This window comes from Ramlibacter sp. bp-362 (assembly GCF_054956735.1).
Window position 1 is genome coordinate 17,814 of the sequence record NZ_JBUDXE010000013.1, and the last position, 21,288, is coordinate 39,101.

The window sequence follows — 21,288 nt, forward strand, 5'->3', positions numbered from 1 at the left end:
TTCAGTCGGCTTGGGGTTGCGGGAGGTGCCCCGCGTCGCGCCGCGCGAGCACCACGAACAGTTGCGCCATCCAGGCGAAGGCGAGCGCGAACGCGATGACCACCAGCGCCTGACCGAGCCAGAGCTGGTCATCCAGCAGGTAGGCGTTGCACAGGCGCAGCGGCGAGTCCTGGTACAGCTGGCCGGCCACGCCCATCATGGGCAGCACGTTGAACAGGAAGAAGCCCTGCACCACCAGCCCGGCGCGCTGCCAGGAGCCGCGCAGCGCCGCGCCGGCCGCGACGAGGGCCAGCCACTTCGCCGTCTCGATCCAGGGATCCACCAGCGCGAGATCCAGCAGGCGAGGGATCATCGCCAGCGCCAGCACCAAGGCGACCAGCACGAGGCCGCTGATGCCGTAGGCGTTCCAGCGCTGCACGCGCGCGGACAAGGCGGACGGGACGTGGCCCGCGAGCAGGAAGCCGCCCAGCATCAGCAGCGGGAACTGCGCCAGCATGTGCAGGCTCATGCTCGCTTCCAGCAGCGCACGCAGCGGCGGCAGCGCCAGCACGAGCGGCAAGGCCAGGCCGGCGATGAGAGAGAGCCGCCGCCTCACGATTGGCCTCCCGCGGCGATGTGGCGGGCGTAGTCCAGCGCGAGCTGCTGCTCCGCGAGATCGAACACGCGCACGAGCCGGCCCTGGGGATCCACGACGAGGAGTGCACCGTTGTGCTCGTAGTCGCCCAAGTCGTTGGGCACCACCACGACCTGGAAGGCCGAGAGCAGCTTGCGCGTGTCCTGCACGTCGGGCAGGCGCACGAAGCGCCAGTGTTTCGGATCGGCCTCCATGCGCCTGGCATACGCGGCCAGCGCCTGCGGCGTGTCGCGCTGCGGATCGAAGCTGATCGCCAGCAGCTTCACCCGCGCGGCATCCTCGCCCTTGGCCGCCTGCAGCGTGGCCTGCATCTGCTGGAAGATCGTGCCCTGCACCAGGCAGACCGTCTGGCAGTTGCTGTAGAAGAACTCGACGATGCTGACGTCGCCGTTGGCGAGCAGGCTCTGCAGGTCGCGCTCGGCGACCTGGGGACCTTCGACCGCGAAGGCCGGCGCCGGCACGGGCGCGAGCGCCACCTCCAGCCGCCGCGCGCCCTCGGCCGTCCACACCTGGAAGTCGTGCGTGAGCCATGCCCCGCTGGCGTACGCGGCGCCCAGCAGGGCGGCGCAGAGGACGGTGGTGCGCAGCATCGGGCGTCCCTCAGGGCGAGCCGGCCAGGGTCTTCAGCTCGGCGCCGCCGTCGAAGGGCTTGTCGCGCGGACGCGCCTTGCGCTCCTCGGCGAACAGCGAGGCCTCCAGCGCCTCCGCCTTGTTGGACCAGCTCGAACGCACGTAGCTGGCGACGGCCGCCAGTTCGGCGTCGCCCAGCTGGCCGAAGGCCGGCATCGAGCCCTGGTAGGACTGGCCCTTCACCTCGATCTTGCCGTTGATGCCGTGCAGGAGGATGTTCGCCAGCACGCGCGGTTCGCCGGTGACCCATTCCGATCCGTCCAGCGGCGGGAACACGCCGGGCAGGCCGGCGCCGTTGGCCTGGTGGCAGGCCACGCAGTTGCCGGTGAAGACCTGCTTGCCGTCCGCCACCGCACCGGCGGGCGGGCCGGCCAGGTCGGCCACCGTGCGCTGGTCGCCGAGCGCCGAGGCGCCGAAGGGCTCGGAGAACAGGATGTAGACGGCGCCCGCGATCACCATGGCGAGCGTCACGCCGGCGACCACCAGCGGGATCGGGCGGCTGCGTTCGGTGGGATCGACTTCCTCGCGCAGCTGCGCGGGGCTGGGCGCCGACGCGGCCTGGCGCCCCACGGGAAGTTCTTCGCTCATGGCTTGGGCGGTGCGGGCAGCACCGGGTACGTGTGGTTCAGCGACTGCAGGTACTTCACGAGGTCCAGCGCTTCCGGCGTGGGCACGACCACCTGGTCCACCATCGGGCCGTAGCCCGGGGGCAGCTTCAGCGGCTCCTCGCCTTCACGCTCGGCCTCCTTCGCGTCCTTCACCCGGAACAGGTAGGGGTAGGACGGCATGATCGAGTCCTTCACGTAGGCGCGCGGCTGGTACAGGTGGCCCAGGTTCCAGTCCTTGCTGGGCTGGCGCGCGCCGATGTTGAACAGGTCCGGCCCCGTGCGCATGCTCCCCAGCAGGTGCGGCTTGTCGTAGTAGTAGTCGCCCGGCACCGAGGCGCGGCCCCAGCCGCGCTGCAGGTCGGGGCCCAGGGAGCGGTCGCGCGGCTGCTGGCTGTGGCAGTACACGCAGCCGTTGGCGATGTAGACCTCGCGCCCGCGCAGCTGCGCGTCGGTGTAGGGCTTCAGTTGCGCCGGCGGCTGGATGTCGCGCACCTGCACGTAGGGCAGCACCACCAGGGCCGCCGTGGCCACGCCGAGGGCGACCATCGCCCCCGAGGCCAGCTTGACTTCATTTTCCATATGCGGGTTCCAGGTCGGCGCGGGCGCCGCCGAACAGCGCGGCGCCGGTGCGCATCGGGCCGAAGCGCAGCGCCATCGCGAGGAAGTGGCCCACGAACACGATGTGGCTGGCGACCATCAGCGTGCCGCCGATCGAGCGCCACTTGAGGTAGGGGATCGTGAGCGTCACCGATTCCATGAAGGCGCGCGCCGGGTCCAGCATGGCCAGCCCCTGCAGCCAGCCGCCGATGGTGAGCGCCACGAAGTAGATGGCTATGCCCACGGCGGCCAGCCAGAAGTGCACCGTGATCAGCTTCGGGTACGGCCACTCCCAGTTCAGCACGCGCGGCATCATGAAGTAGATGGCGCCGAACAGCACCATGCTGACGAAGCCGTAGGCGCCCAGGTGCGCGTGGCCCACCGTGTAGTGCGTGAAGTGCGCGACCTGGTTGACGCTGCGCAGCGCCTCCATCGAGCCCTGCAGCGACGAGGCCAGGTACATCAGGCCGCCGAACATCATGAAGCGCAGCGTCGGCGAGTGGCGCGCCAGGTGCATGCGGCCCCACAGCGTGCCGCCCATGTTGATCGTGAAGGCGATCACCGGGATCACCATCATCATGCTCTGCACGATGGACAGCGTGATCAGCCAGCCCGGCACCGGTCCGCCGATCAGGTGGTGGCCGCCGACCTGGCCGTAGAAGAAGGCGAGCGTCCAGAAGCCCAGGATCGACAGGTTGTAGGAGCTCACCGGCCGGCCGATGATCTTCGGCAGGAAGTAGTAGATGGCGCCCACGCTCACCGGCGTGAACCACAGGCCCAGCACGTTGTGGCCGTACCACCAGTTCATGGTGGCCTGCTGCACGCCGGTGTGCACGCCCGGCATCTTGGCCACGACGAACAGCAGCGTGATCCACAGCAGGCCGGCCACCGAGTACCAGACCGTCACGTACAGGTGCTCGGTCTTGCGGTTCACCAGCGTGAACAGCACCGGCAGGATGATGAGGGCGAAGCCGGCGGCGATGAAGATGCCGATCTGCCACGGGATCTCGAGGTACTCCATGCCGGCGGTCCATCCCGCGGCGATCGCGCCGATGCCGGCGGCGATGCCGGTGTTGATCAGCGCGCCGCCCAGCATCGTCCAGATCGCGCCCTGCAGCCGCGTGCGCAGCAGGCGCGGCAGCAGCCACAGGATCATGCCCAGCGCCGCGTTCGTGATCCAGCCATAGAGCACGGCCTGCAAGTGCACGGTGCGCAGGCGCCCGAAGGTCATCCAGGCCTGCTCGGTGAGCAGGTCCGGCATGTGCAGCTTGAGCGAGGAGGTCAGGCCCGCGATGGACCCGAGCAGCAGCCAGAAGCAGGCGAAGGCCGCGAACATGAAGACGGGGAAGGCGCTGGAGCGGTCGGCCGCCACGCGCGCCTGCAGGTCGCCGGCGTCGGCGGCGTGGGCGGGCGCGGGCTGCGCCGCGTCCTGCAGCGCCTGCTCCTCGCCGCTGGCGAGCGCCGGGTCGTCCACGCGCCCGACTTCGCCGCGCGCGAAGATCACCGAGGCGGCGGTCGGGTTCTCCACCAGCAGGCCCTTGCGCAGCGACCAGATGAAGAAGAAGAGGCCGATGATGGACAGCAGGAAGGCGCCCAGCAGGCTCAGGATGGCGCTGTCCATCACGCGTGTCCTTCCATGAGGTCGACGCCGCGGGCCATCTGGTAGCCGTACCAGAGGCTCTGGGCGACGCGGTGCGCCAGGTCGTTGGCGCGTTCTTCCATGGCGGGGTTGCCGAGGCCCGCGGTGGTCTGCCGGAACAGCATCAGCCAGCGGCCGAACAGGTCGGCGCTGAGGCCGGGGAGCGCCGCGTGCTTGGGCATGGGCGTGCCGCGGAAGCGCGCGGTGCCGCGCAGCGCGCCGGACCAGAAGTCCACCATCGTGGCCAGGTGGGGCGTCCAGTCGCGGATGTGGGTGTCGAAGATGGGGCCGAGGAGGGGATCCTCGCGGACCAGGGCGTAGAAGCCGTGGACCAGGCTGTGCACCTCTTCCTCGGTGCAGAGATCGGGGCTTGGCATGGCCCCGATTATAAGATTCACATAATGTGCATCTATTGATCTGGCGCAAAGCGCACTGCTGCGTGGGGGTGCTAGGAAGCGCGCCGCGCCATGCGCCGGTTGGCCGCGATGCCGGCCACCACCAGCAGCACCACCAGCCCCTGCGAGGCGAGCCCCTGCACGCTCGGATGCACGCCCAGGAGCGGCAGCGAGACGAAGTGCGTGGGGGTGAAGTGCAGCACGCCCGCTTCCTGCAGCGCCGCGACGCCGTGGCCCACGAAGACCACCGCCATCAGCACCAGCAGCGCCGAGGTCGCGGTGAAGAAGGGCCCGATCGGCAGGCGCACGCTGTACTTCAGGATCGCCCAGGCGATCGCCGCCAGCGCCACCGCCGCCGCCGCGATGCCGGCGAGCACGGCGCCCTGCCCCTCCGGGCCGGCCTGCGCCCACAGCGTCTGGTAGAACAGGACGATCTCGAACAGCTCGCGGTACACGGCCAGGAAGGAGATGCCGGCCATGGCCCACAGCGTGCGCTTGCCGAGCGCCGCCGTCACCTGCTCGCGGATGAAGGCCTGCCAGGCCTGCGCGTACGAGCGCTTGTGCAGCCAGAAGCCCACGTACAGCAGCATCGCGGAGGCGAGCAGCGCCGAAACGCCCTCGGTCAGCTCGCGGTTGGCGCCGGTGATCTCCAGCAGGTAGCTCGCGACGAACCAGGTGGCGAGGCCCAGCGCCACGGCGGCGATCCAGCCGACGTGGATGTAGGGCAGCGCGTCGCGCCGCCCGGTCTTGACCACGAACGCGACGATCGCCGCCAGCACCAGGATCGCCTCCAGGCCTTCGCGCAGCAGGATCAGCAGCGAGCTCACGAAGGCGGCCTGCAGCGACATCGCGTCGCCGGTCAGGGCTTCGGAAGCGCGATCGAGCAGCGCTTCGATGCGGCTCGCCCGGTCGGCGATCGCGCTCGCGTCCTCGCGCGCGTCGATCCCCGAGCGCAGCGCCATCATCTCGCGCTCCGTTTCCGTGCGCAGCTCCGGCGCGACGTTGTCCAGGCTGGCTTCGACCAGTTCGAAGCCTTCCAGGTAGGAAGTGATCGCCAGCTGGCGCGCGGCGGCCGCGTCGCCGCGCTGGTAGGCGGCCACGGCCTCGCGCAGCTTCGCGCGCGTGAGGTCCAGCGGCGCCGGCCGGGCGGCGTCCAGCACCTCCGGGTGCGCCGTGAGGTAGGTGCGCACGTCGGCGAGCTCCGCGCCGCCCTGCTGCGCGACGGCGTTGGGCGCCTGGGTCACGAGCGCCCGCAGCGTGCCGAGCTCCTGCTTGCCGCGGCCTTCCTTCCAGAGCGCCTCGCCGCGGCGGATGCTCTCCGCGTCGGCGCGCAGTCCGGCGGCCAGGAACGCGAGGCCCCAGCGCTGGTCTTCCGACAGCTCGCTGAAGGCCCGCATGGGCGTGCCGCCCACGCCCAGCGTGATGGTGTTGTACAGGCCGTAGACGCTGCGCTGGTCCATGCGCGCGGCGTGGTGGAAGTTGCTGGGCGTCGGGTCCATGCCCCTGGCCGCCGGCCCGTCGCCGTGGCCGCTGGCGCCGTGGCAGGCCGCGCACTGCGCCTGGAACAGCGTGCGCGCCTGGGCGAGATCGGGCGCCTGCTTGGGCGCGGTGGCGAGCTTGTACACGCGCACCACGTCGGCCGCCACGCCGCGCGCGAGCCGCGCCACCTCGTCGCCCGGCGCCTTGGCGTCGATGCGCGCGAGCAGCTCGCGCGCCTTCGCCAGCACCGCCGCCTGCTCGGGCGCCGCGGGCAGCTGCCCGATCAGCGCCACGGACTGGCTGGCGAACTCGCGCTGCTCCTGGTACTCCGGCTCGTCGAGCACCTTGCCGTCGCGCACGAACTCCGGATAGTCCACGCTGACGTAGTCGAGCATGTGGATCACGGTCTGCGCCCGGTCCTGCGCCGTCTGCGCGGCGGCGGGCAGGCAGGCGGCGCACAGGAGAAACAGCAGGACGCGGAGGCAGGAGAGGGCGGAGGCGGACTTCATGGTGGGTCGCAAGCGGGAGCGTTCAGGGACTACAGGTCGATGCGGGCGCCGACGCGCAGGGTGCGCGGCGCGCCGGTGCCGAGCAGGCCGTTGCCGGCGGTGGCCCAGTAATCGCGGTCGGTCGCGTTGTCCAGGTTCGCCTGGAAGATCACGTCGTGCCCGCTGATGCGGGTGCGGTAACGGGCGCCGAGCGACAGCGTTGTGTAGCTGCCCACGTAGGCCTGGTTCAGGTTGTTGACCGCGCGTTCGCCGACGTGGAACAGGCCCGCGTTGAGCGACAGGCCTGCGACCTGCGGCAGCCGGTACTCGCCGAACAGGCTGAAGGTGCGCTTCGGCGTGTTCTCCGGGGTCTTGCCCAGTTCGCCCGCGTTGGCCGCGCCGACCTGCACGATTTCCGCGTCGAGCAGCAGCGCCGAGGCGACGACCGACAGGCGCGGCGTGACCTCGCCGCTGGCCGACAGCTCCAGGCCGCGGTAGCGGCTCTTGCCGCCCAGCACGAAGCGGTTGGCCGCGTCGATCGTGGTCTGGGGCCGGTCGATCTGGAACAGGGCCGCCTGCGCGAAGATGTTCCTCCAGGCGCGGGTCTTGATCCCCAGCTCCTTCTGCTTGTTCACCGCGGGCGGCAGGATCTCGCCCGAGTTGGCGCGGCTGGCCGGCGCGGTGCCGGTTTCCTCCAGGCCCTCGAGGTAGCTCGCGTAGATCGACGTGTCCGGCGAGGCCTTGTACAGCAGCGACAGGTTGGGCGAGACGTCGTCGGTGCTGTAGCGCGAGTTGACGTTCTCGTTGCTGTAGTCGGACGCGCGCAGGCCCGCCAGGAGCTGCCAGCGTTCGCCGAAGGAGATGCGATCGAAGGCGTACAGGCCCTTGTCGCGGATCGTGGAGTTGGTGCCGGGGCGCGTCAGCGCCGGGTTCATCTCGGGGATCGGCCGCGGGTCGTACAGGTTCTGCGGCACCAGCGCGTTCGGGGCGGAGTCGCCCGAGAAGGCGTTGCGCCGGTTGTAGGTGTAGCCCAGGGTCAGTTCCTGCTGGACGAAGCCGCTGCCGAACAGGCCCAGGAGCTCCACGCGGTGGTTGGTGTTCGTGTAGCGCTGGCCGTCGGCGAAGAAGATCTCCAGCTGGCCTTCGCCCGTCGTGAGGTCGTAGTCGCGGAACTGCGAGAAGCGGCGGTCGCGCACCGTCTCCGCCCGGCCCGTCTCCACGGTCAGCGACCAGGTGTCGCCCAGTGCCAGGTCACCGCGCAGCAGGGCGTTGGTCGCGTGGGCGTCGTAGTGCTGCCACTCGCCGGCGAGGTTGGTCTTGTTGTCGGGGATGGCGGGCAACGGGATGCGGCCGCCGACGGCATCCAGCAGCCGGATCGCCGCCTGCTCGCTCACGTCCTTGCGGTAGTGCTCCAGGTCCGCCTTGAGGTTGAAGCCAGGCATGACGCGCCAGTCGTAGGCCGCGGACAGCAGGCTGCGGTCGCCGCTGTAGTTGTCGATGCCGATGTCCTGCTTGCCGGCCACGGCGTTCAGGCGCAGGCCCATGTCGCCGCCGGCGAAGCGCCGGCCGATGTCGACGTGCGCGTCGGCGCCGCCGTGCTGGTTGACCGAGGTCTCGAAGCTGGTGACCGGCGTGTCGCCCGCGCGCTTGGTCACGAAGTTGACGACGCCGCTGGGCGGCACCAGGCCGTAGTAGAGCGACGACGAGCCCTTGAGCACTTCCACCCGCTCCTTGTTCTCCAGCGGGATGTCGATCAGGTTGATGATCGGCAGCGAACCGTTGAGGCGATAGTTGCCCCGGTTCTCCACCAGGATGCCGCGGATGGAGATGTTGTCGTAGGTCGAGCCGCTCAGCTGCGAGCGCGTGACCCCGGCCGTGTTGCGCAGGGCGTCATAGAGCGTGCGCGCGCCCTGGGCGTCGAGCACTTCGCGCGTGACCACGTTGTTGGTCAGGGGCACGTCGATCGGGTCGACATCGCGGAAGGCGCCCACCTGGACCTTGCTGGAAGTGAAGCTGCCCTGCTGCCCGGTGACCCGGACTTCGGGCAGCGTGACGGTGGCGGTCTGGGCCTGCACGGCCGGCCAGACCAGGGCGCAAGCGGCGAGGGCGATCGGGGCGCGGGGGAAGCGAGGGAGTTTCTTCATTCGTTAGAATCGGAATGCCAATGCGAATTATTCTTGTTTGGAGTGTAACGTACCGATGAGGCCGGCCCTGCGCGCGACATGGGTACAGGTCCATCGCTGGCTCGCCCTCACCCTAGGCAGCCTGCTCGTGTTCACCGCCTTGCTGGGCGCGCTGCTCACGGTCGCGCGGCCGCTGGACGAGGCGCTCCATCCCGGCCTGTTCGCCCAGCCCGCCGAAGTGCAGGCCATCGCTTCGCCCCTGGAACATGCGCGGCAGCGGCTGCGCCACGAGTTCGGGCCCGAGGCCGGATTCACCTTCCGGCCGCCGCGCGCGCCGGGCGACACGCTGTGGGTCTTCGTGCGCGGGCCGTGGGACGGCACGGTCTACTTCGATGCCGCCGGCCGCGAGACGGGCCGGCGCGGCGAGACCGAAGGCTGGTTCAACGTCCTGTTCGAGCTGCACAGCGCGCTCCTGCTCGGCGACGTCGGCAAGGCCGTGCTCGCCAGCGCCGCCGCGAGCTACGTGGTGATGCTCGCGACCGGGCTCGCGCTCTGGTGGCCGCGCCGCTGGCCGCCGTCGTTCCGTGTCGAACGCCGCGCGGGGGCGCTGCGCACCTGGCTCGACCTGCACAAGGTGGTGGGCTCGCTGCTGGGCCTGCTGCTGCTCGTCCCGGTGGCCAGCGGCGCCTACATGGCGTGGACGCCGCTGCGCGCCTTCGTCACCGCGGCGGCCGGCGAGCGGGCAGTGAAGCCGCCGAGCCTCTCAGCCGTGGCGCCGGCCACCGATCCGGCCAACCTGGATCGCATCGTCGCAACGGCGCACGCGCGCTTCCCGGATGCGATGGTGGGTTACGTGCAGGTGCCGGCGAGCGTGAAGCAAGCCATTCGCGTGCGCCTGAAGACGCCCGGCGAGCCGCATCCCAACGGGCTGTCCTCGGTGTGGCTGCACCCGGCCAGCGGCGAGGTGCTGAAGGTGGCGCGCTGGGACGCGCTCGATGCGGGCAACCGGCTGGTGAACATCGTGTACCCGCTGCACATCGGCGTGCTCGGGGGCACGCCGCACACCATCGTCGCCGGCCTCTCGGGGCTCGCGCTGGCGACGCTGGGCGCGAGCGGCATCGTGCTGTGGTGGCGGCGCCGGTCCGCGCGGGCGGCCGCGCTCGCGCGCACGGCCAGCGGCGCGAGCGCGTAAGCTGGCGGGCCCCATCGAAGAAGAAGGATTCCATGACCGACCTCAGCGCCTTCCCCATCACCCGCAAGTGGCCCGCGCGCCAGCCCGACCGCATCCAGCTCTATTCGCTGCCCACGCCCAACGGCGTGAAGGCGTCGATCATGCTGGAGGAGACGGGCCTGCCCTACGAGGTGCACCGCGTGGGCTTCGAGAACAACGACCAGAACTCGCCCGAGTTCCTGTCGCTGAACCCGAACAACAAGATCCCGGCGATCCTCGACCCCAACGGGCCCGGCGGCCAGCCGATGGCCCTGTTCGAATCGGGCGCGATCCTCGTGTACCTGGCCGACAAGAGCGGCAAGCTGCTGGCGAAGGAGGGCGCGCGCCGCTACGAGGCGCTGCAGTGGCTGATGTTCCAGATGGGCGGCATCGGGCCCATGTTCGGGCAGGTCGGCTTCTTCCACAAGTTCGCCGGCAAGGACTGGGAAGACAAGCGCCCGCGCGACCGCTACGTCAACGAAGCGAAGCGCCTTCTGGGCGTGCTCGACGGGCACCTGAAGGGCCGGCAGTGGATGGTGGGCGACGAGTACGGCATCGCCGACATCGCAATCTTCCCGTGGGTGCGCAACCTGGCGGACTTCTACGGCGCGGGCGAGCTGGTCGGCTTCGACAGCTTCAAGGAAGTGCAGCGCGTGCTCGCGACATTCGTGGCGCGGCCGGCAGTCGTGCGCGGACTGGAGATCCCGAAGAGGGAAGGGTGAACCCGCGCCCCGGAGCGCGTTGGCCTGCAAGTTTTGGTCGCAGTTGGCCGTAGGACCGCCTCGCGGCCCTACCTAGCATGCCAGGCATCAGGCGCCGCATGCGCCAATGGAGACGACGAGATGATTTGCAGGAGACGCCTCCTCGCGCTGATGCCGGCGCTCTTGGCCGCGACGCCGCTGGCGATGGCCGACACCTTTCCCAGCCAGACCGTACGCTTCATCGTGCCGTTCCCGCCCGGCGGGTCGGCGGATGCGCTCTCGCGCATGCTGGCGCAGCGCCTCCAGGCGGCCTGGGGACAGCCCGTGGTGGTGGAGAACAAGCCCGGTGGCGGCACGGTCATCGGAACCGACGTCGTCGCCAAGGCGGCACCGGACGGCCACACGCTGGGACTCGTGATCCCATCGTTCGCCGTCAACCCGAGCATCCTGCCGCAACTGCCGTACGACACCCGCAAGGACCTCGCCGGCGTCACCCAGCTCAGCACGCTTCCGATCGGCCTGTTCGCTTCGCCCGACTTGCCCGTCGGCAACGTGCCCGAGCTCATCGCGTACGCCAAGCAGCATCCGAAGAAGCTGAGCTATGGCTCGGTGGGCGTGGGTTCCACGTCCCACCTCGCCGGCCTCATGCTGAACCAGATGGCAGGCATCGACCTGGTGCACGTGCCTTACAAGGGCAGCGCGCCGGCACAGACGGACCTGATCGGGGGCCGTCTCACGCTGCTGTTCGACTCCTTCATCTCGCAGCTGCCGATGGTCCAGGCGGGCCGCGTGAAGCTGCTCGCCCCGGCGGGCAACCAGCGTCTGCCCGGCTTCCCGAATGTCGCCCCGCTCGGCGATGCCGTGAAGGGCTTCAACGTGGAGAGCTATTTCGGCGTGATCGCGCCGCGCGCCACGCCGGCTCCCGTGCTCACGCGCATCCAGCGGGACATCAAGAAGGCCATGGAGGATCCGGCGGTCGCCTCCTGGATGACGACCCAGGGCATGACCCCGATCGCTTCCACGCCCGTGGAATTTGACACCTTCATCGAAGGCGACATGAAGAAGTGGGCCGCGCTCGTGAAGTCGCTCGGCGGCAAGCTCCAGTGATCTAGCGCAGCGCGCCGGACAACACGTCGTCCAGGCGCGCGATGGCCGCTGCAAGCCTGTCTCTTGCAGCGGCCGCATAGCCCACCACCAGCAAGGCTTCGCCCGGAGCGCGGCGCACGATCCGGGCGCCGAGCCGCGCGTGTGCGAGCGCCTCCGCGGCGGCTTCGGGCCGGCGCCATCCCGCCAGCGAGGCGACCAGGTACGACCCTGCGCCTTCGAACCGCAACGAGCGCGTGAGCGAGCCCTTGCGCAATGCTGCCAGGGCCAGCTTGCGCCGTTCGGCATGAGCTCGCCGCAGGCGGTTCGCATGGCGCCCGATGTAGCCTTGGATGATGAAGTCGCAGAGCGTCCGCTGCAGGGGAAAGGGGACCCGCAAGGGCTGGGCGACGCTCGCCTCCGCGAAGCGGTCCACCATCTGGTGCGGCACGACGACGAAGCTGCAGCCCACCTCCGGGAACAGGCTGCGCTCGAACGACCCGAGATAGATCGAGCGGTCGCCGGCCCGGCTGCGCGGCAGCACGGCGTGCTGCGGACCGTCCAGGTAAAGGTCCATGTCGCGGTCGTCCTCCACGAGCCACGCATCGTGTTCGCGCGCCCATTCGGCGAGCTTGTCGCGAGCGCCATCGTCCCAGGGTTCGCCTGAGAAGGCGAAGTCTCCCGCGCAACAGACGGCCAGGCCGGCCGGGGGTGGCGTGCAAATGCTCCGGTTCTCAAACGAGAGCGGGAGGATGCGCCGCCCCAGGGCCTCCAGGCCCCGACGGGCGCCCGCCCAGAGCGCGCGTTCATCGGCCAGGACCTCGCGGCGATGTCCCTGTGCCAGCCCGATCAGCATCAGGGCGCCCGCGCTTCCCGCCGTCACGAACACCTGTTCGGCGTCGCAGGAGAGGCCCCTGACCAGCCGGACCCGGTTCGCGATGGCCTCGCGCAAGCGGGGGTGGCCCGCCGGATCGTGCGGCACCATGTCTTCCGGCAGCAGCGTCTTCGCATGACGCGTGGCGAGACGGCACCACGCCTTGCGCGGGAACAGGTCGATGGCTGCTCCATCGGGATCGAGCGGCTGCAGTTCGCGTGCCTCCTCCGCGACGCGGCTGCGCTCGGCGGGCGCGTTGCGCCGGCCGCCGCTGGTCACCAGGGTGCCCCGGGCGGTGCGACCCAGCACCAGCCCATCGCCGGCCAGCAGGTTGTAGGCCAGGTCGACGGTGGTGCGCGAGAGGCCCAGCTGCGTGGCCAGGCTGCGCGAGGAAGGCAGGCGCGCGCCGTCCGGGAACGTGCCCGCCAGGATGGCTTCCTTGATGGTGAGGTAAATCTGTCGATAGACGGGCTCGCCACGGGCGCGATCGAGGCGTCCCCGGCTCAGCACGAATGCGCCGGTGGCGGGCGGCTTGGCTTGCTCGTCTTGGCCTCTCTTGGCCCTGGCAGCGTCCACGTGTGACCCCTACAGTTGCACGGAAAATCTTACTGCGCCCACCATGATCACCATCGACGAACTGGTCGCCCGCATCCCCGATGGCACGCACCTCGCCATCCCCGCGGATTTCAACGCGTTCTTCTCCGGCGCGGCGATGGAGGTGACCCGGCGCCTCGTGCGCGCCGGCCGCCGCCACCTCCGGCTGCTGGTCGTGCCCTCGAATGGCATGCAGGCCGACATCCTTATCGGGGCGGGGTGCGTGAGCGAACTCGAGTGCGGCGCGATGCTGATGCCGGAGCTGGGCACGCCGCCTCGCTTCTCGGCGGCAATGCGGGCGGGGCGCCTGAAGGTCGACGACTCCACCTGTCCCGTGATCTTCCACGGGCTCGCCGCCGCCGAAAAGGGCATCCCGTTCACGCCCATCGCCGGCGTCATCGGCTCGGGCGTGGTGGAGCGGCGCAGCGACTGGAAGGTCGTTGCGGACCCGTTCGATCCCGACCACGACGTGCTGCTGGTTCCGGCCATCCGGCCCGAAATCGCCCTGTTCCACGCGCCGCTGGCGGATCGTCATGGAAACGTCTGGGTCGGACGGCGCCGCGAAGTCGCCCAGCTGGCGCACGCGGCGCAGCGAACCCTCGTGACGGTGGAGCGCATCTTCGAAGGGGACCTCATGAACACCCCGCTGTACGAGGACGGAGCGCTGTCGAATGTCTACGTCGAGGCGGTCGCCCATTGCCCGGGCGGCGCATGGCCGCTCGATGCGGGCCGCGAAGCGCCGGGCGATCCGGCCCAAATGCGGGCGTATTTCGAGGCGGCGCGCACCGAGAGCGGGTTCGCTCGCTACCTGGAGGAAGTCTTCATGGCGGGAGCGCGCCAATGAGCGGCTCGGTCCAACCCGACGTGTTCTTCCTCCCGGCCGTGATCGGCCGTGAGCTCGCGGGCTGCAAACACGTGGCCGTCGGTTCCGACGGCGCGCTGCACGCCGCCGGCGCCTTGCTCGCCCAGCGCATGCACGGTGAGCCGCGCGTGACCATCCTGGGCAGCCGCCAGCAGCTGTTCTTTTCCGATGGCGGACGCGAACTGTTCGAAGCCGCCGCCCAGGGCCGGATCGACGGCTTCCTGCTGGGCGGCGGCCAGATCGACGGCCAAGGGAACCTCAACTTCATGGGGCGCGGGGCCTACCCGGAGCTGTCTGTCCGGTGGCCGGGCAACTTCGGCTCTCCCTACCTCTATTCGGTCGTGCGTCGCGTCGTGCTCGTGCGCGAGGAACATTCGCAGCGCGTCATGGTGCCCCGCGTGGACTACGTCAGCGCCGCCGGCACCAGCCCGGCGCGGGTCGCCCGCTCGGGCGGACCTTCGGCGCTGATCACCAGCCGTTGCGTGTTCCGCTACATCCGAGACGCGGAATGCTTCCGCCTGCAAAGCCTGCACGGGGGCAACACGCTGGCGGACATCCGCAGCGAAACGGGCTTCGCCTTCCAGTTCGACGGAATCGAGCCGCCGCAGACGCCTCCCGCGACACCGGAGGAGCGCGCGCTGCTCCGAGGTCCCGTCGCCGATGCGCTCGAGCCCACGTACCCCGCGTTTGCCGCCAGGCTGCGCGCGGCGGAAGCGCAGACATGAGGGGTTCCGCGTCGCTCACACCGAGTTGGGCGCCGACGCCCGAGCACATCGCCGGCGCCAACGTGACCGCGTTCGCGCGCATGCTGGAGCGGCGCCACCAGGTTTCGCTGCCGGACTACGCCAGCCTCCACCACTTTTCGCTGGCCCGCATGGGTGAGTTCTGGGAGGGGCTCTGGGACTTCGCCGGCGTGATCGGCGAACGGGGCGACGGTCCGGCGTTGGATGAGCGGGGGCCGATGCGGCAGGCGCGCTGGTTTCCTGGCGCGCGCCTGAACTTCGCCGAAAACCTGCTTCGCCGCAGCGGTGACGTGACCGCGGTTGCCTTCTGCAATGAAGCGGGGGCCGCCGTGCGCCTGAGCGCCGATGCGCTCCGGGCGGAGGCAGCGCGCATGGCACGCGCGCTGCGGCGGATGGGCGTGCAGGCGGGCGATCGTGTCGCCGCCTTCATGCCCAACACGCCGGAGTCGGTGATCGGCATGCTCGGCTGCGCGTCGATAGGCGCGGTGTGGACGATCTGCTCCACCGAGCTCGGGGTGGACGCCGCCATCGACCGCTTCTCGCAGATCGAGCCCGTGCTCCTGGTCACGTCCAGCGGCGCCTGCCACGGTGGTCGCATTCACGACGCCCGGGCGAAGGGCGTGAAGATCGCCGCCGCTCTGCCGACGCTGCGCCACGTGCTCGCGGTCGATTACGTGGCGGAAGGGGACGAGCCCCCAGAATGGCGGGCGTTCTCGCGGTGGCGCGAGGTGCTCGACCGTGAAGACTGCGCGCCCTTCCCGTTCGAGCGCTTCGCGTTCGCGCATCCCCTGTACATCCTGTACACGTCCGGCACCACGGGGCGTCCGAAATGCATCGTCCACGGCGCGGGCGGCACGTTGATGAAGCATTTCGCCGATCACCTGCTGCAGTTCGACGTCAAGCCGGGCGATGCGATCTTCCGCGTGACGGGCTCCGGGTGGATGCTCTGGAACTCGCTGATGTCCGGGCTGGCCTGCGAAGCCGCCATCGTCCTGTACGACGGTTCGCCGCTGCATCCGGCCTCCGCCATCCTCGACATCACGGCGCGCGAACGCGTGACCCTGCTCGGACTGGCGCCACCGGTGATTGAACACTGGGCGCGCAGCGGCTTGCACCCCGCGACCACGCACGACCTCGCCGCGCTGCGCAGCATTTCCGCAGGCGGTGCGCCCCTGTCGGCCGATACGGCCAGGTATGTCCACTCGCGCGTGAAGCCCGACGTGCACCTGGCCTCGCCTTCCGGCGGTACGGACATCATCTCGTTCTTCGTCGGCGGCCATCCCACCGGCCCCTGCTTCCCGGGCCAGATCCAGGCGCCGGCGCTCGGGATGGCAGTCGACGTGTTCGACGATGACGGGCGGCCCTTGCGTGGGCGACCCGGCGAGCTCGTGTGCACGCGCCCGTTTCCGTCGATGCCGCTCGGCTTCTGGGGGGACGACGACGGCACGCGCATGCATGCGGCCTATTTCGACGTGTTCCCCGGCGTCTGGCGTCATGGCGACTGGGCCGAGGTCACGCCGCAGGGCGGTTTCATCATCCACGGCCGCTCCGATGCGACGCTCAAGTCCAACGGCATCCGCATCGGAACCGCGGAGATCTACTCGCAGCTGGTCGGCTTCCCCGGCATCCTCGACTGCGCAGCCGTCGACCAGCGCCGCGGCACCGCGTCGCGGATCGTATTGTTCGTCGTGCTCGCGCCGGGCGTGGCGTTCGACGAAGCGCTGCAGAGCCGTGTCCGCAAAGCCATCGCGCAGGGCGCATCGCCGCGGCACGTGCCGGAAGCCATTTTTCCGGTCGCCGAGTTGCCGCGCACGAGCAGCGGCAAGTGTTCCGAGGCCGCCATCCGCGCCGCCATCCACGGCGAGCCCGTGCGCAACGTCGCCGCGCTCGTCAACCCGCACGCGCTTGCCGCCTTCCAGGCCTTCGGGGCCGCGGCAGCCGAAACCGCGCCCCTGGCGCCTTGACGCAGGAGACTCCATGTTCGCCACCACCGCCACGCCCTCTTCCGCCCGCCAGGGCACGCGCGCGATCGAACGGCTCTGGTACACGCGCTGCCCGGTTCCCACAGCAACCGGCCTGGCCATCCAGGAAGGCCTGTTCGACCGCGAATTCGCGCCGGACGGCATCTCCGTCCTGTCGCTGCGCGCATCCACCAGCCGGGACGTGCGCGAGTCGCACTTCGACCACAGGCAGCCCGACTCGTTCCGCCACGGGGGCAGTACCCCACCGATCTGGAACTACTCTCAGCGCCAGGACACGAAGCTGATCGGCCTCACCTGGGTCGACGAGTACCAGGCGATCATTGCCCGGCCCGAGACCGGCATCGTGCAGCCGAAGGACCTCAGGGGACGCCGGATCGGCATTCCGCGCCGCGTGAACGACAAGATTGATTTCTTCCGCGCAATGTCGCTGCGCGGCGCCCACGCCGCGCTCGCTCTGGGCGGCGTCGATCCGGGCGAGGTCGAATTCGTCGACCTGCCGATCACCGAAACCTACATGGGGGACACGGAGGAATCGAGCAGCGGCCAGTTGTGGAGCGGCGGGCATCGCGCCCGACGCCAGCAGGTGGAGCCGTTCGCGATCATCCGGGGCACGGTCGAGGCGATCTACGTGAGCGGCGCCGCCGGCCTGTGGATGCGCGAGTTCCTGGGCGCACGCGACGTCGCGAGCCTCGGGGACCACCCGGATCCGCAAGTCCGTGGCAGCAACCAGCAGCCGGCCACGTTGACCGTGAGCGCGCAACTGCTGCGGGAACGGCCAGACCTCGTCGACCGCTACATGGCGCAGGTCGTGAAGGCCGCCGAATGGAGCAAGTCCAACCGGGTGCCGACGGTGCAGTCCTTCGCGAACGAGGTAGGAACATCCTACGAATGGGCCGACGCCGCCTACGGGCCGAAGTCGCACCTGCTGCTGACGCCTTCGCTCGACGATGCCATGGTGCGCGGGCTCGAGTCGCACAAGAAATTCCTGCTGGACCACGGTTTCGTCGAGGCGGACTTCGATGTCGAAGCCTGGATCGATCGCGGCCCGCTGCAACGCTGCCTGGAGGCGATGCAATGAGCGCAGTGGCCTCCCATTCGGTCATTCCCGAATTCGCGGGGTCCATGGCTTGGCGTGCCGGCGAACTGCGTGACGAAGAGTGGCGCAAGGACCTGCCCGCGGAAGTGCTGCGGGAACTGCGCGCCGCCGTGGCGCAGGCGGGGGCGGACGTCGCCCGTCCCGGCGAGTTGCGGGTGCAGGACTTTGCCCTCGAAAGCGCGCGCGGCTTCATGGCCGAAATCAGGCGGCAACTCCAGCAGGGGCGTGGCTTCGTCCTCCTCCAGGGCCTGCCCGTCCGGGAGTGGGGAAAGGAGGCGAGCACGGCGGCGTACTGGCTGCTGTCCAGCCTGCTCGCCCGCCCCGTGGCCCAGAAGCTGGATGGAACTTTGGTGTACGACGTCCAGGACACGGGCCGGGAGGCGCTGCCAGGGTCGGGCGTGCGGCCGGACAAGACGAACATCGAGCAGTACTTCCACAACGACAACGCGTACAGCGTGTGCCCGCCCGAATACGTCGGCCTGCTGTGCCTGCAGCCTGCCGTGGAAGGTGGCCGCAGCGGCGTCGCCAGCATCCGCACGGTGCACAACGAGCTGAGGCGCCGCCACCCGGAGGCGCTCGCGCGCCTCTACCAGCCCTTCCTGTTCGACCGCCAGAAGGAGCACGCCCCCACCGAACCCGGTGTGCTCAGCGCGCCCATCTTCGCGGTGTTCGACGGGGACCTGAAGATGCGGATGGGCCTGTATCCCTTGCTGAATGCGTACAAGCTTCCCGGCAATGCGCTGGACGAGGCGGGAGCGCGTGCCATCGGGCTGCTCAAGGATGTGCTGGCGGATCCGGGGCTGTGCCACCACTTCACCATGGCGGCGGGCGACATGCAGTTCGTGAACAACCTGGGCACGTGCCACCGCCGCACCGCATTCGTGGACCACCCGGTGGACAAGCGCCACCTGGTGCGCCTGTGGTTGCGGGACGCGGGAGGCCCCGGCTACGACGGCTGAAAGGTGCCGAGGGAAAACTGGCGCGGCTGGCGGGGATCGAACCCACGACCCTTGGCTTCGGAGGCCAATACTCTATCCACTGAGCTACAGCCGCATTCGTGCGAGCACGCATTATCGCCGAAGCGCGGCGGCGACGTCCGCGCGCGGCCGTGCCGCCAGGGACCGCGAGGGGCGCTCGCTATAATCTTCGGTTGATCTGATAACGCGAATCACCTGAGGACGCCATGAGCGACACGCTGGAAGAAGCCCACACGGGCCCGATCAAGACCCCCAAGCAACTGCTGATCGCGGTGTTGTTCGCCTTCCTGATTCCGGTCTTCGTGATCGTCTCTCTCGTGGCGTACGTCTCCACCGGCACCAAGCCGTCCGGTGTCAACCAGGTCGACAAGTACGTGCTGAGCGGCGTCACCGAGCAGGAGCTCGAGCGCGGCGTCGCCGAACGCATCCGCAAGGTCGGCACCGTCGAGATCCGCGACGCCAACCGGCCGCTCGCCACCGGGGAACAGGTCTTCAAGGCCCAGTGCACGACCTGCCACACGGCCGGCGTGGCCGGCGCGCCAAAGTTCGGCGATGCCGGCGCCTGGGCCGCGCGCATCAAGACGGGCTTCGACGCGCTGGTGCAGTCCGCGCTGCACGGCAAGGGCGCCATGCCCCCGCAGGCGGGCGGCGACTTCAACGACACCGAGGTGGCGCGTGCCGTCGCCTACATGGCCAACGCTGCCGGTGCGCACTTCACCGAGCCGGCCGCACCCGCGGCGGGCGCTGCCGCGACGACGGCCGCCGCTCCTGCTGCCGCCCCTGCCGCTGCTGCTCCGGCCGCGGCGCCCGCGCCTGCCGCAACCGCCGCCGCTCCGGCTCCGGCCCCGGCTGCCGCCCCGGCACCCGCCGCCCCGCAGACCGCCGCCGCCGGCGGCGCGGGCGAGGCCCTCTACAAGCAGACCTGCGCCGTCTGCCACGGCACCGGCGTCGCCGGCGCGCCGAAGTACGGCGACAAGGCCGCGTGGGCGCCGCGCCTGGCCGCGGGCATGCAGGAGGTCTACAACATCGCGCTGCACGGCAAGGGCGCCATGCCGCCCAAGGGTGGCAGCAACGCGTCCGACGCCGACGTCAAGGCTGCTGTCGACTACATGGTCAGTGCCGTGAAATAAAAGGGCAGGACGCCCCGGAGAAAACCGGCCCGCGCGGCCGGTTTTTTCATGGTGCCGGCGTCGGTGCTTGCCCGGCCGCCGGGCTGCGCACGAAGCCGAAGCGCGCGGGCAGCTCGTCGGCGCGCACTTCTTCCGGCCGCCAGCGACCCGCCTCCACGGCCTCGGAGGCCTGCACGATGTCCTGCGTGTGCACCAGGCCGAGGCCGCGCTCGGTCGCGAGGTAGAGCCGCCCGCTCTCGTCGACCAGGCAGGACTGCACCTGCGCCGCCACGCCCGTGTGGCTCGTGATGCCGCCGTCGGCGGACAGGCGCCAGATCCAGGGCGTGGCCTGCAGTTCCACGTACACGCGCTGCGGGCCGTTCTGGAAGAACCATTGGCCCTGCGCATCGCATTCGTAGTTGCGGTGGATGAACTCGACCAGCTTCTCGTGCCGCAGCAGCGAGCCCTTGGCCTGCGGGAAGGGGCCGGCGGCCTGCACGCGGTCGTCGCGCATGTACCAGTTGCCGCGTTCGTCCAGCCCCAGCCAGCCGTAGCAGTGCGGCACGTTGGGCCACTTGGCGATCGCCTGGCGAACGATGTCGTCCATCGGGACATTATGGGCCGCGGCCCTCAGCGCAGGAAGGCGTCGTAACCGGTCTTCAGGATCAGGGCGCTCACCACCAGGATGAACACGACGCGCACGAACGAGGCGCCATGCTTGAGCGCGAGGTGCGTGCCCATCAGGCTGCCCGCCACATTCGCCACGGCGAGCGCCAGCGCGTAGTGCCACCACACGTGGCCCTTGAGCGCGAAGAGGATCAGCGCCGCCAGGTTGGTCGCCGTGTTGAGCAGCTTGGCGGCCGCGGACGCGTGCAGGAAGTCGTAGCCCAGCACCCGCACGAACAGGAAGACGAAGAAGCTGCCCGTGCCGGGGCCGAAGAAGCCGTCGTAGAAGCCGAGCACCAGGCCGATCGCACAGGCCGCGAAGGTCTGCGCGCGGCCCGCGAGGCTGGGCGCGTGCTCGTGGCCCAGGTTCTTCCTTGCCAGCGTGTACAGCAGCACGCCCAGCAGCACGATGGGCAGCAGCTTGCGCAGGAACTCCGAGGGCAGCACGGTGACGGCCCACGCGCCCGCGAAGCCGCCGATGAAGCCCGCCGCGGCGGCCGGCAGCAGCGCGCGCCAGTCCATCTCGACCCGGCGCGCGTACTGGCGCGCGGCGAACGCGGTGCCCCACACCGAGGCGCTCTTGTTGATCCCGAAGAGGGTGGCGGGATGCGTGGTGGGAAAGACGGCGAAGAGGGCGGGGACCAGGACCAGCCCGCCGCCGCCCACGATGGCATCGACGAACCCGGCCAGCACCGAGGCCAGCGATACCAGCAGCAAATCCATCGCGGCGATTGTGTCATCCGCGCCGGTGCGTTCCCTGGCTACCACTCGCGCGTGAGAAAAAGCGGGATCTCGCGG

20 protein-coding genes and 1 tRNA gene are annotated in these 21,288 nt (G+C 70.1%); 9 read left to right on the forward strand and 12 right to left on the reverse strand.

The features are described from left to right. Position 1: 1 nt before the first annotated feature. The 8 genes from ACY0MJ_RS17360 to ACY0MJ_RS17395 all read right to left on the reverse strand — a co-directional run bounded on the left by ACY0MJ_RS17360 (position 2) and on the right by ACY0MJ_RS17395 (position 8,614). The gene (locus ACY0MJ_RS17360; RefSeq protein ID WP_462639792.1) at positions 2–595 is read right to left on the reverse strand and encodes a hypothetical protein; all 594 of its coding nucleotides are present in this window, start codon (positions 593–595) and stop codon (positions 2–4) included. Then, positions 592–1,224 (reverse strand): SCO family protein, encoded by a 633-nt coding sequence (locus ACY0MJ_RS17365; protein ID WP_462639793.1) that lies wholly within the window; start codon positions 1,222–1,224, stop codon positions 592–594. The genes ACY0MJ_RS17360 and ACY0MJ_RS17365 overlap by 4 nt, the downstream gene beginning before the upstream one ends. Positions 1,225–1,234: 10 nt before the next feature. Continuing rightward, a complete protein-coding gene (locus tag ACY0MJ_RS17370) occupies positions 1,235–1,852 on the reverse strand; it encodes a c-type cytochrome (RefSeq protein ID WP_462639794.1) in 618 nt (205 codons plus the stop codon). Continuing rightward, the gene (locus ACY0MJ_RS17375; RefSeq protein WP_462639795.1) at positions 1,849–2,451 is read right to left on the reverse strand and encodes a cbb3-type cytochrome c oxidase subunit II; all 603 of its coding nucleotides are present in this window, start codon (positions 2,449–2,451) and stop codon (positions 1,849–1,851) included. The genes ACY0MJ_RS17370 and ACY0MJ_RS17375 overlap by 4 nt, the downstream gene beginning before the upstream one ends. Then, positions 2,441–4,090, reverse strand: coding sequence for a cbb3-type cytochrome c oxidase subunit I (locus ACY0MJ_RS17380; protein WP_462639796.1), 1,650 nt, complete (start codon positions 4,088–4,090; stop codon positions 2,441–2,443). Before ACY0MJ_RS17380 ends, ACY0MJ_RS17375 begins: the two co-directional genes overlap by 11 nt. Further along, entirely contained in the window at positions 4,090–4,485 is a 396-nt protein-coding gene (locus ACY0MJ_RS17385) for a group III truncated hemoglobin (RefSeq protein ID WP_462639797.1), read from the reverse strand. Before ACY0MJ_RS17385 ends, ACY0MJ_RS17380 begins: the two co-directional genes overlap by 1 nt. 71 nt (positions 4,486–4,556) lie before the next feature. Beyond that, positions 4,557–6,491 carry an FTR1 family protein gene (locus ACY0MJ_RS17390; protein ID WP_462639798.1) on the reverse strand — a complete coding sequence of 645 codons (1,935 nt, stop codon included), beginning with the start codon at positions 6,489–6,491 and terminating at the stop codon, positions 4,557–4,559. Positions 6,492–6,520: 29 nt separating this feature from the next. Next, positions 6,521–8,614 carry a TonB-dependent siderophore receptor gene (locus tag ACY0MJ_RS17395; RefSeq protein WP_462639799.1) on the reverse strand — a complete coding sequence of 698 codons (2,094 nt, stop codon included), beginning with the start codon at positions 8,612–8,614 and terminating at the stop codon, positions 6,521–6,523. 55 nt (positions 8,615–8,669) lie between these two features. Here ACY0MJ_RS17395 and ACY0MJ_RS17400 point away from each other — a divergent pair, with 55 nt between their 5' ends. The 3 genes from ACY0MJ_RS17400 (at position 8,670) to ACY0MJ_RS17410 (ending at position 11,611) form a co-directional block, all read left to right on the forward strand. Further along, positions 8,670–9,785, forward strand: coding sequence for a PepSY-associated TM helix domain-containing protein (locus ACY0MJ_RS17400; protein WP_462639800.1), 1,116 nt, complete (start codon positions 8,670–8,672; stop codon positions 9,783–9,785). Positions 9,786–9,817: 32 nt separating this feature from the next. Then, positions 9,818–10,525: a glutathione binding-like protein gene (locus tag ACY0MJ_RS17405; RefSeq protein ID WP_462639801.1), complete on the forward strand. Its 708-nt coding sequence runs from the start codon at positions 9,818–9,820 to the stop codon at positions 10,523–10,525. 150 nt (positions 10,526–10,675) lie between these two features. After that, on the forward strand, positions 10,676–11,611 hold the full coding sequence (locus ACY0MJ_RS17410) for a tripartite tricarboxylate transporter substrate binding protein (protein ID WP_462639802.1): 936 nt from the start codon (positions 10,676–10,678) through the stop codon (positions 11,609–11,611). 1 nt (position 11,612) lies between these two features. On the opposite strand, the gene ACY0MJ_RS17415 is transcribed toward ACY0MJ_RS17410, so the two are convergent. Further along, entirely contained in the window at positions 11,613–13,037 is a 1,425-nt protein-coding gene (locus ACY0MJ_RS17415) for an aminotransferase-like domain-containing protein (protein WP_462639803.1), read from the reverse strand. Between the two features lie 43 nt (positions 13,038–13,080). Between ACY0MJ_RS17415 and ACY0MJ_RS17420 the strand changes: the two genes are divergently transcribed. Genes ACY0MJ_RS17420 through ACY0MJ_RS17440 form a run of 5 tightly spaced genes read left to right on the forward strand, consistent with a single transcriptional unit; the run spans position 13,081 to position 18,697 of the window. Then, a complete protein-coding gene (locus ACY0MJ_RS17420) occupies positions 13,081–13,899 on the forward strand; it encodes a CoA transferase subunit A (RefSeq protein ID WP_462639804.1) in 819 nt (272 codons plus the stop codon). Beyond that, positions 13,896–14,642, forward strand: a complete 747-nt coding sequence (locus ACY0MJ_RS17425) for a CoA-transferase (RefSeq protein WP_462639805.1) — start codon at positions 13,896–13,898, stop codon at positions 14,640–14,642. Before ACY0MJ_RS17420 ends, ACY0MJ_RS17425 begins: the two co-directional genes overlap by 4 nt. After that, complete coding sequence (locus ACY0MJ_RS17430) at positions 14,639–16,624, forward strand: acetoacetate--CoA ligase (RefSeq protein ID WP_462639806.1); 1,986 nt, start codon at positions 14,639–14,641, stop codon at positions 16,622–16,624. The genes ACY0MJ_RS17425 and ACY0MJ_RS17430 overlap by 4 nt, the downstream gene beginning before the upstream one ends. 13 nt (positions 16,625–16,637) lie before the next feature. After that, positions 16,638–17,720 carry an ABC transporter substrate-binding protein gene (locus ACY0MJ_RS17435; protein ID WP_462639807.1) on the forward strand — a complete coding sequence of 361 codons (1,083 nt, stop codon included), beginning with the start codon at positions 16,638–16,640 and terminating at the stop codon, positions 17,718–17,720. Between the two features lie 44 nt (positions 17,721–17,764). Beyond that, entirely contained in the window at positions 17,765–18,697 is a 933-nt protein-coding gene (locus tag ACY0MJ_RS17440) for a TauD/TfdA family dioxygenase (RefSeq protein ID WP_462639808.1), read from the forward strand. An 18-nt stretch (positions 18,698–18,715) separates the two neighbouring features. Here ACY0MJ_RS17440 and ACY0MJ_RS17445 read toward each other — a convergent pair. Next, positions 18,716–18,791, reverse strand: a tRNA-Arg gene (locus tag ACY0MJ_RS17445). A gap of 130 nt (positions 18,792–18,921) precedes the next feature. Here ACY0MJ_RS17445 and ACY0MJ_RS17450 point away from each other — a divergent pair. Further along, positions 18,922–19,845: a c-type cytochrome gene (locus ACY0MJ_RS17450; protein WP_462639809.1), complete on the forward strand. Its 924-nt coding sequence runs from the start codon at positions 18,922–18,924 to the stop codon at positions 19,843–19,845. A gap of 46 nt (positions 19,846–19,891) precedes the next feature. Here the strand turns inward: ACY0MJ_RS17450 and ACY0MJ_RS17455 are convergent, their stop codons facing one another. After that, positions 19,892–20,431, reverse strand: a complete 540-nt coding sequence (locus ACY0MJ_RS17455) for a DUF2946 family protein (RefSeq protein WP_462639810.1) — start codon at positions 20,429–20,431, stop codon at positions 19,892–19,894. Between the two features lie 23 nt (positions 20,432–20,454). Further along, positions 20,455–21,213 carry a sulfite exporter TauE/SafE family protein gene (locus ACY0MJ_RS17460; protein ID WP_462639811.1) on the reverse strand — a complete coding sequence of 253 codons (759 nt, stop codon included), beginning with the start codon at positions 21,211–21,213 and terminating at the stop codon, positions 20,455–20,457. Positions 21,214–21,288 lie beyond the last annotated feature (75 nt).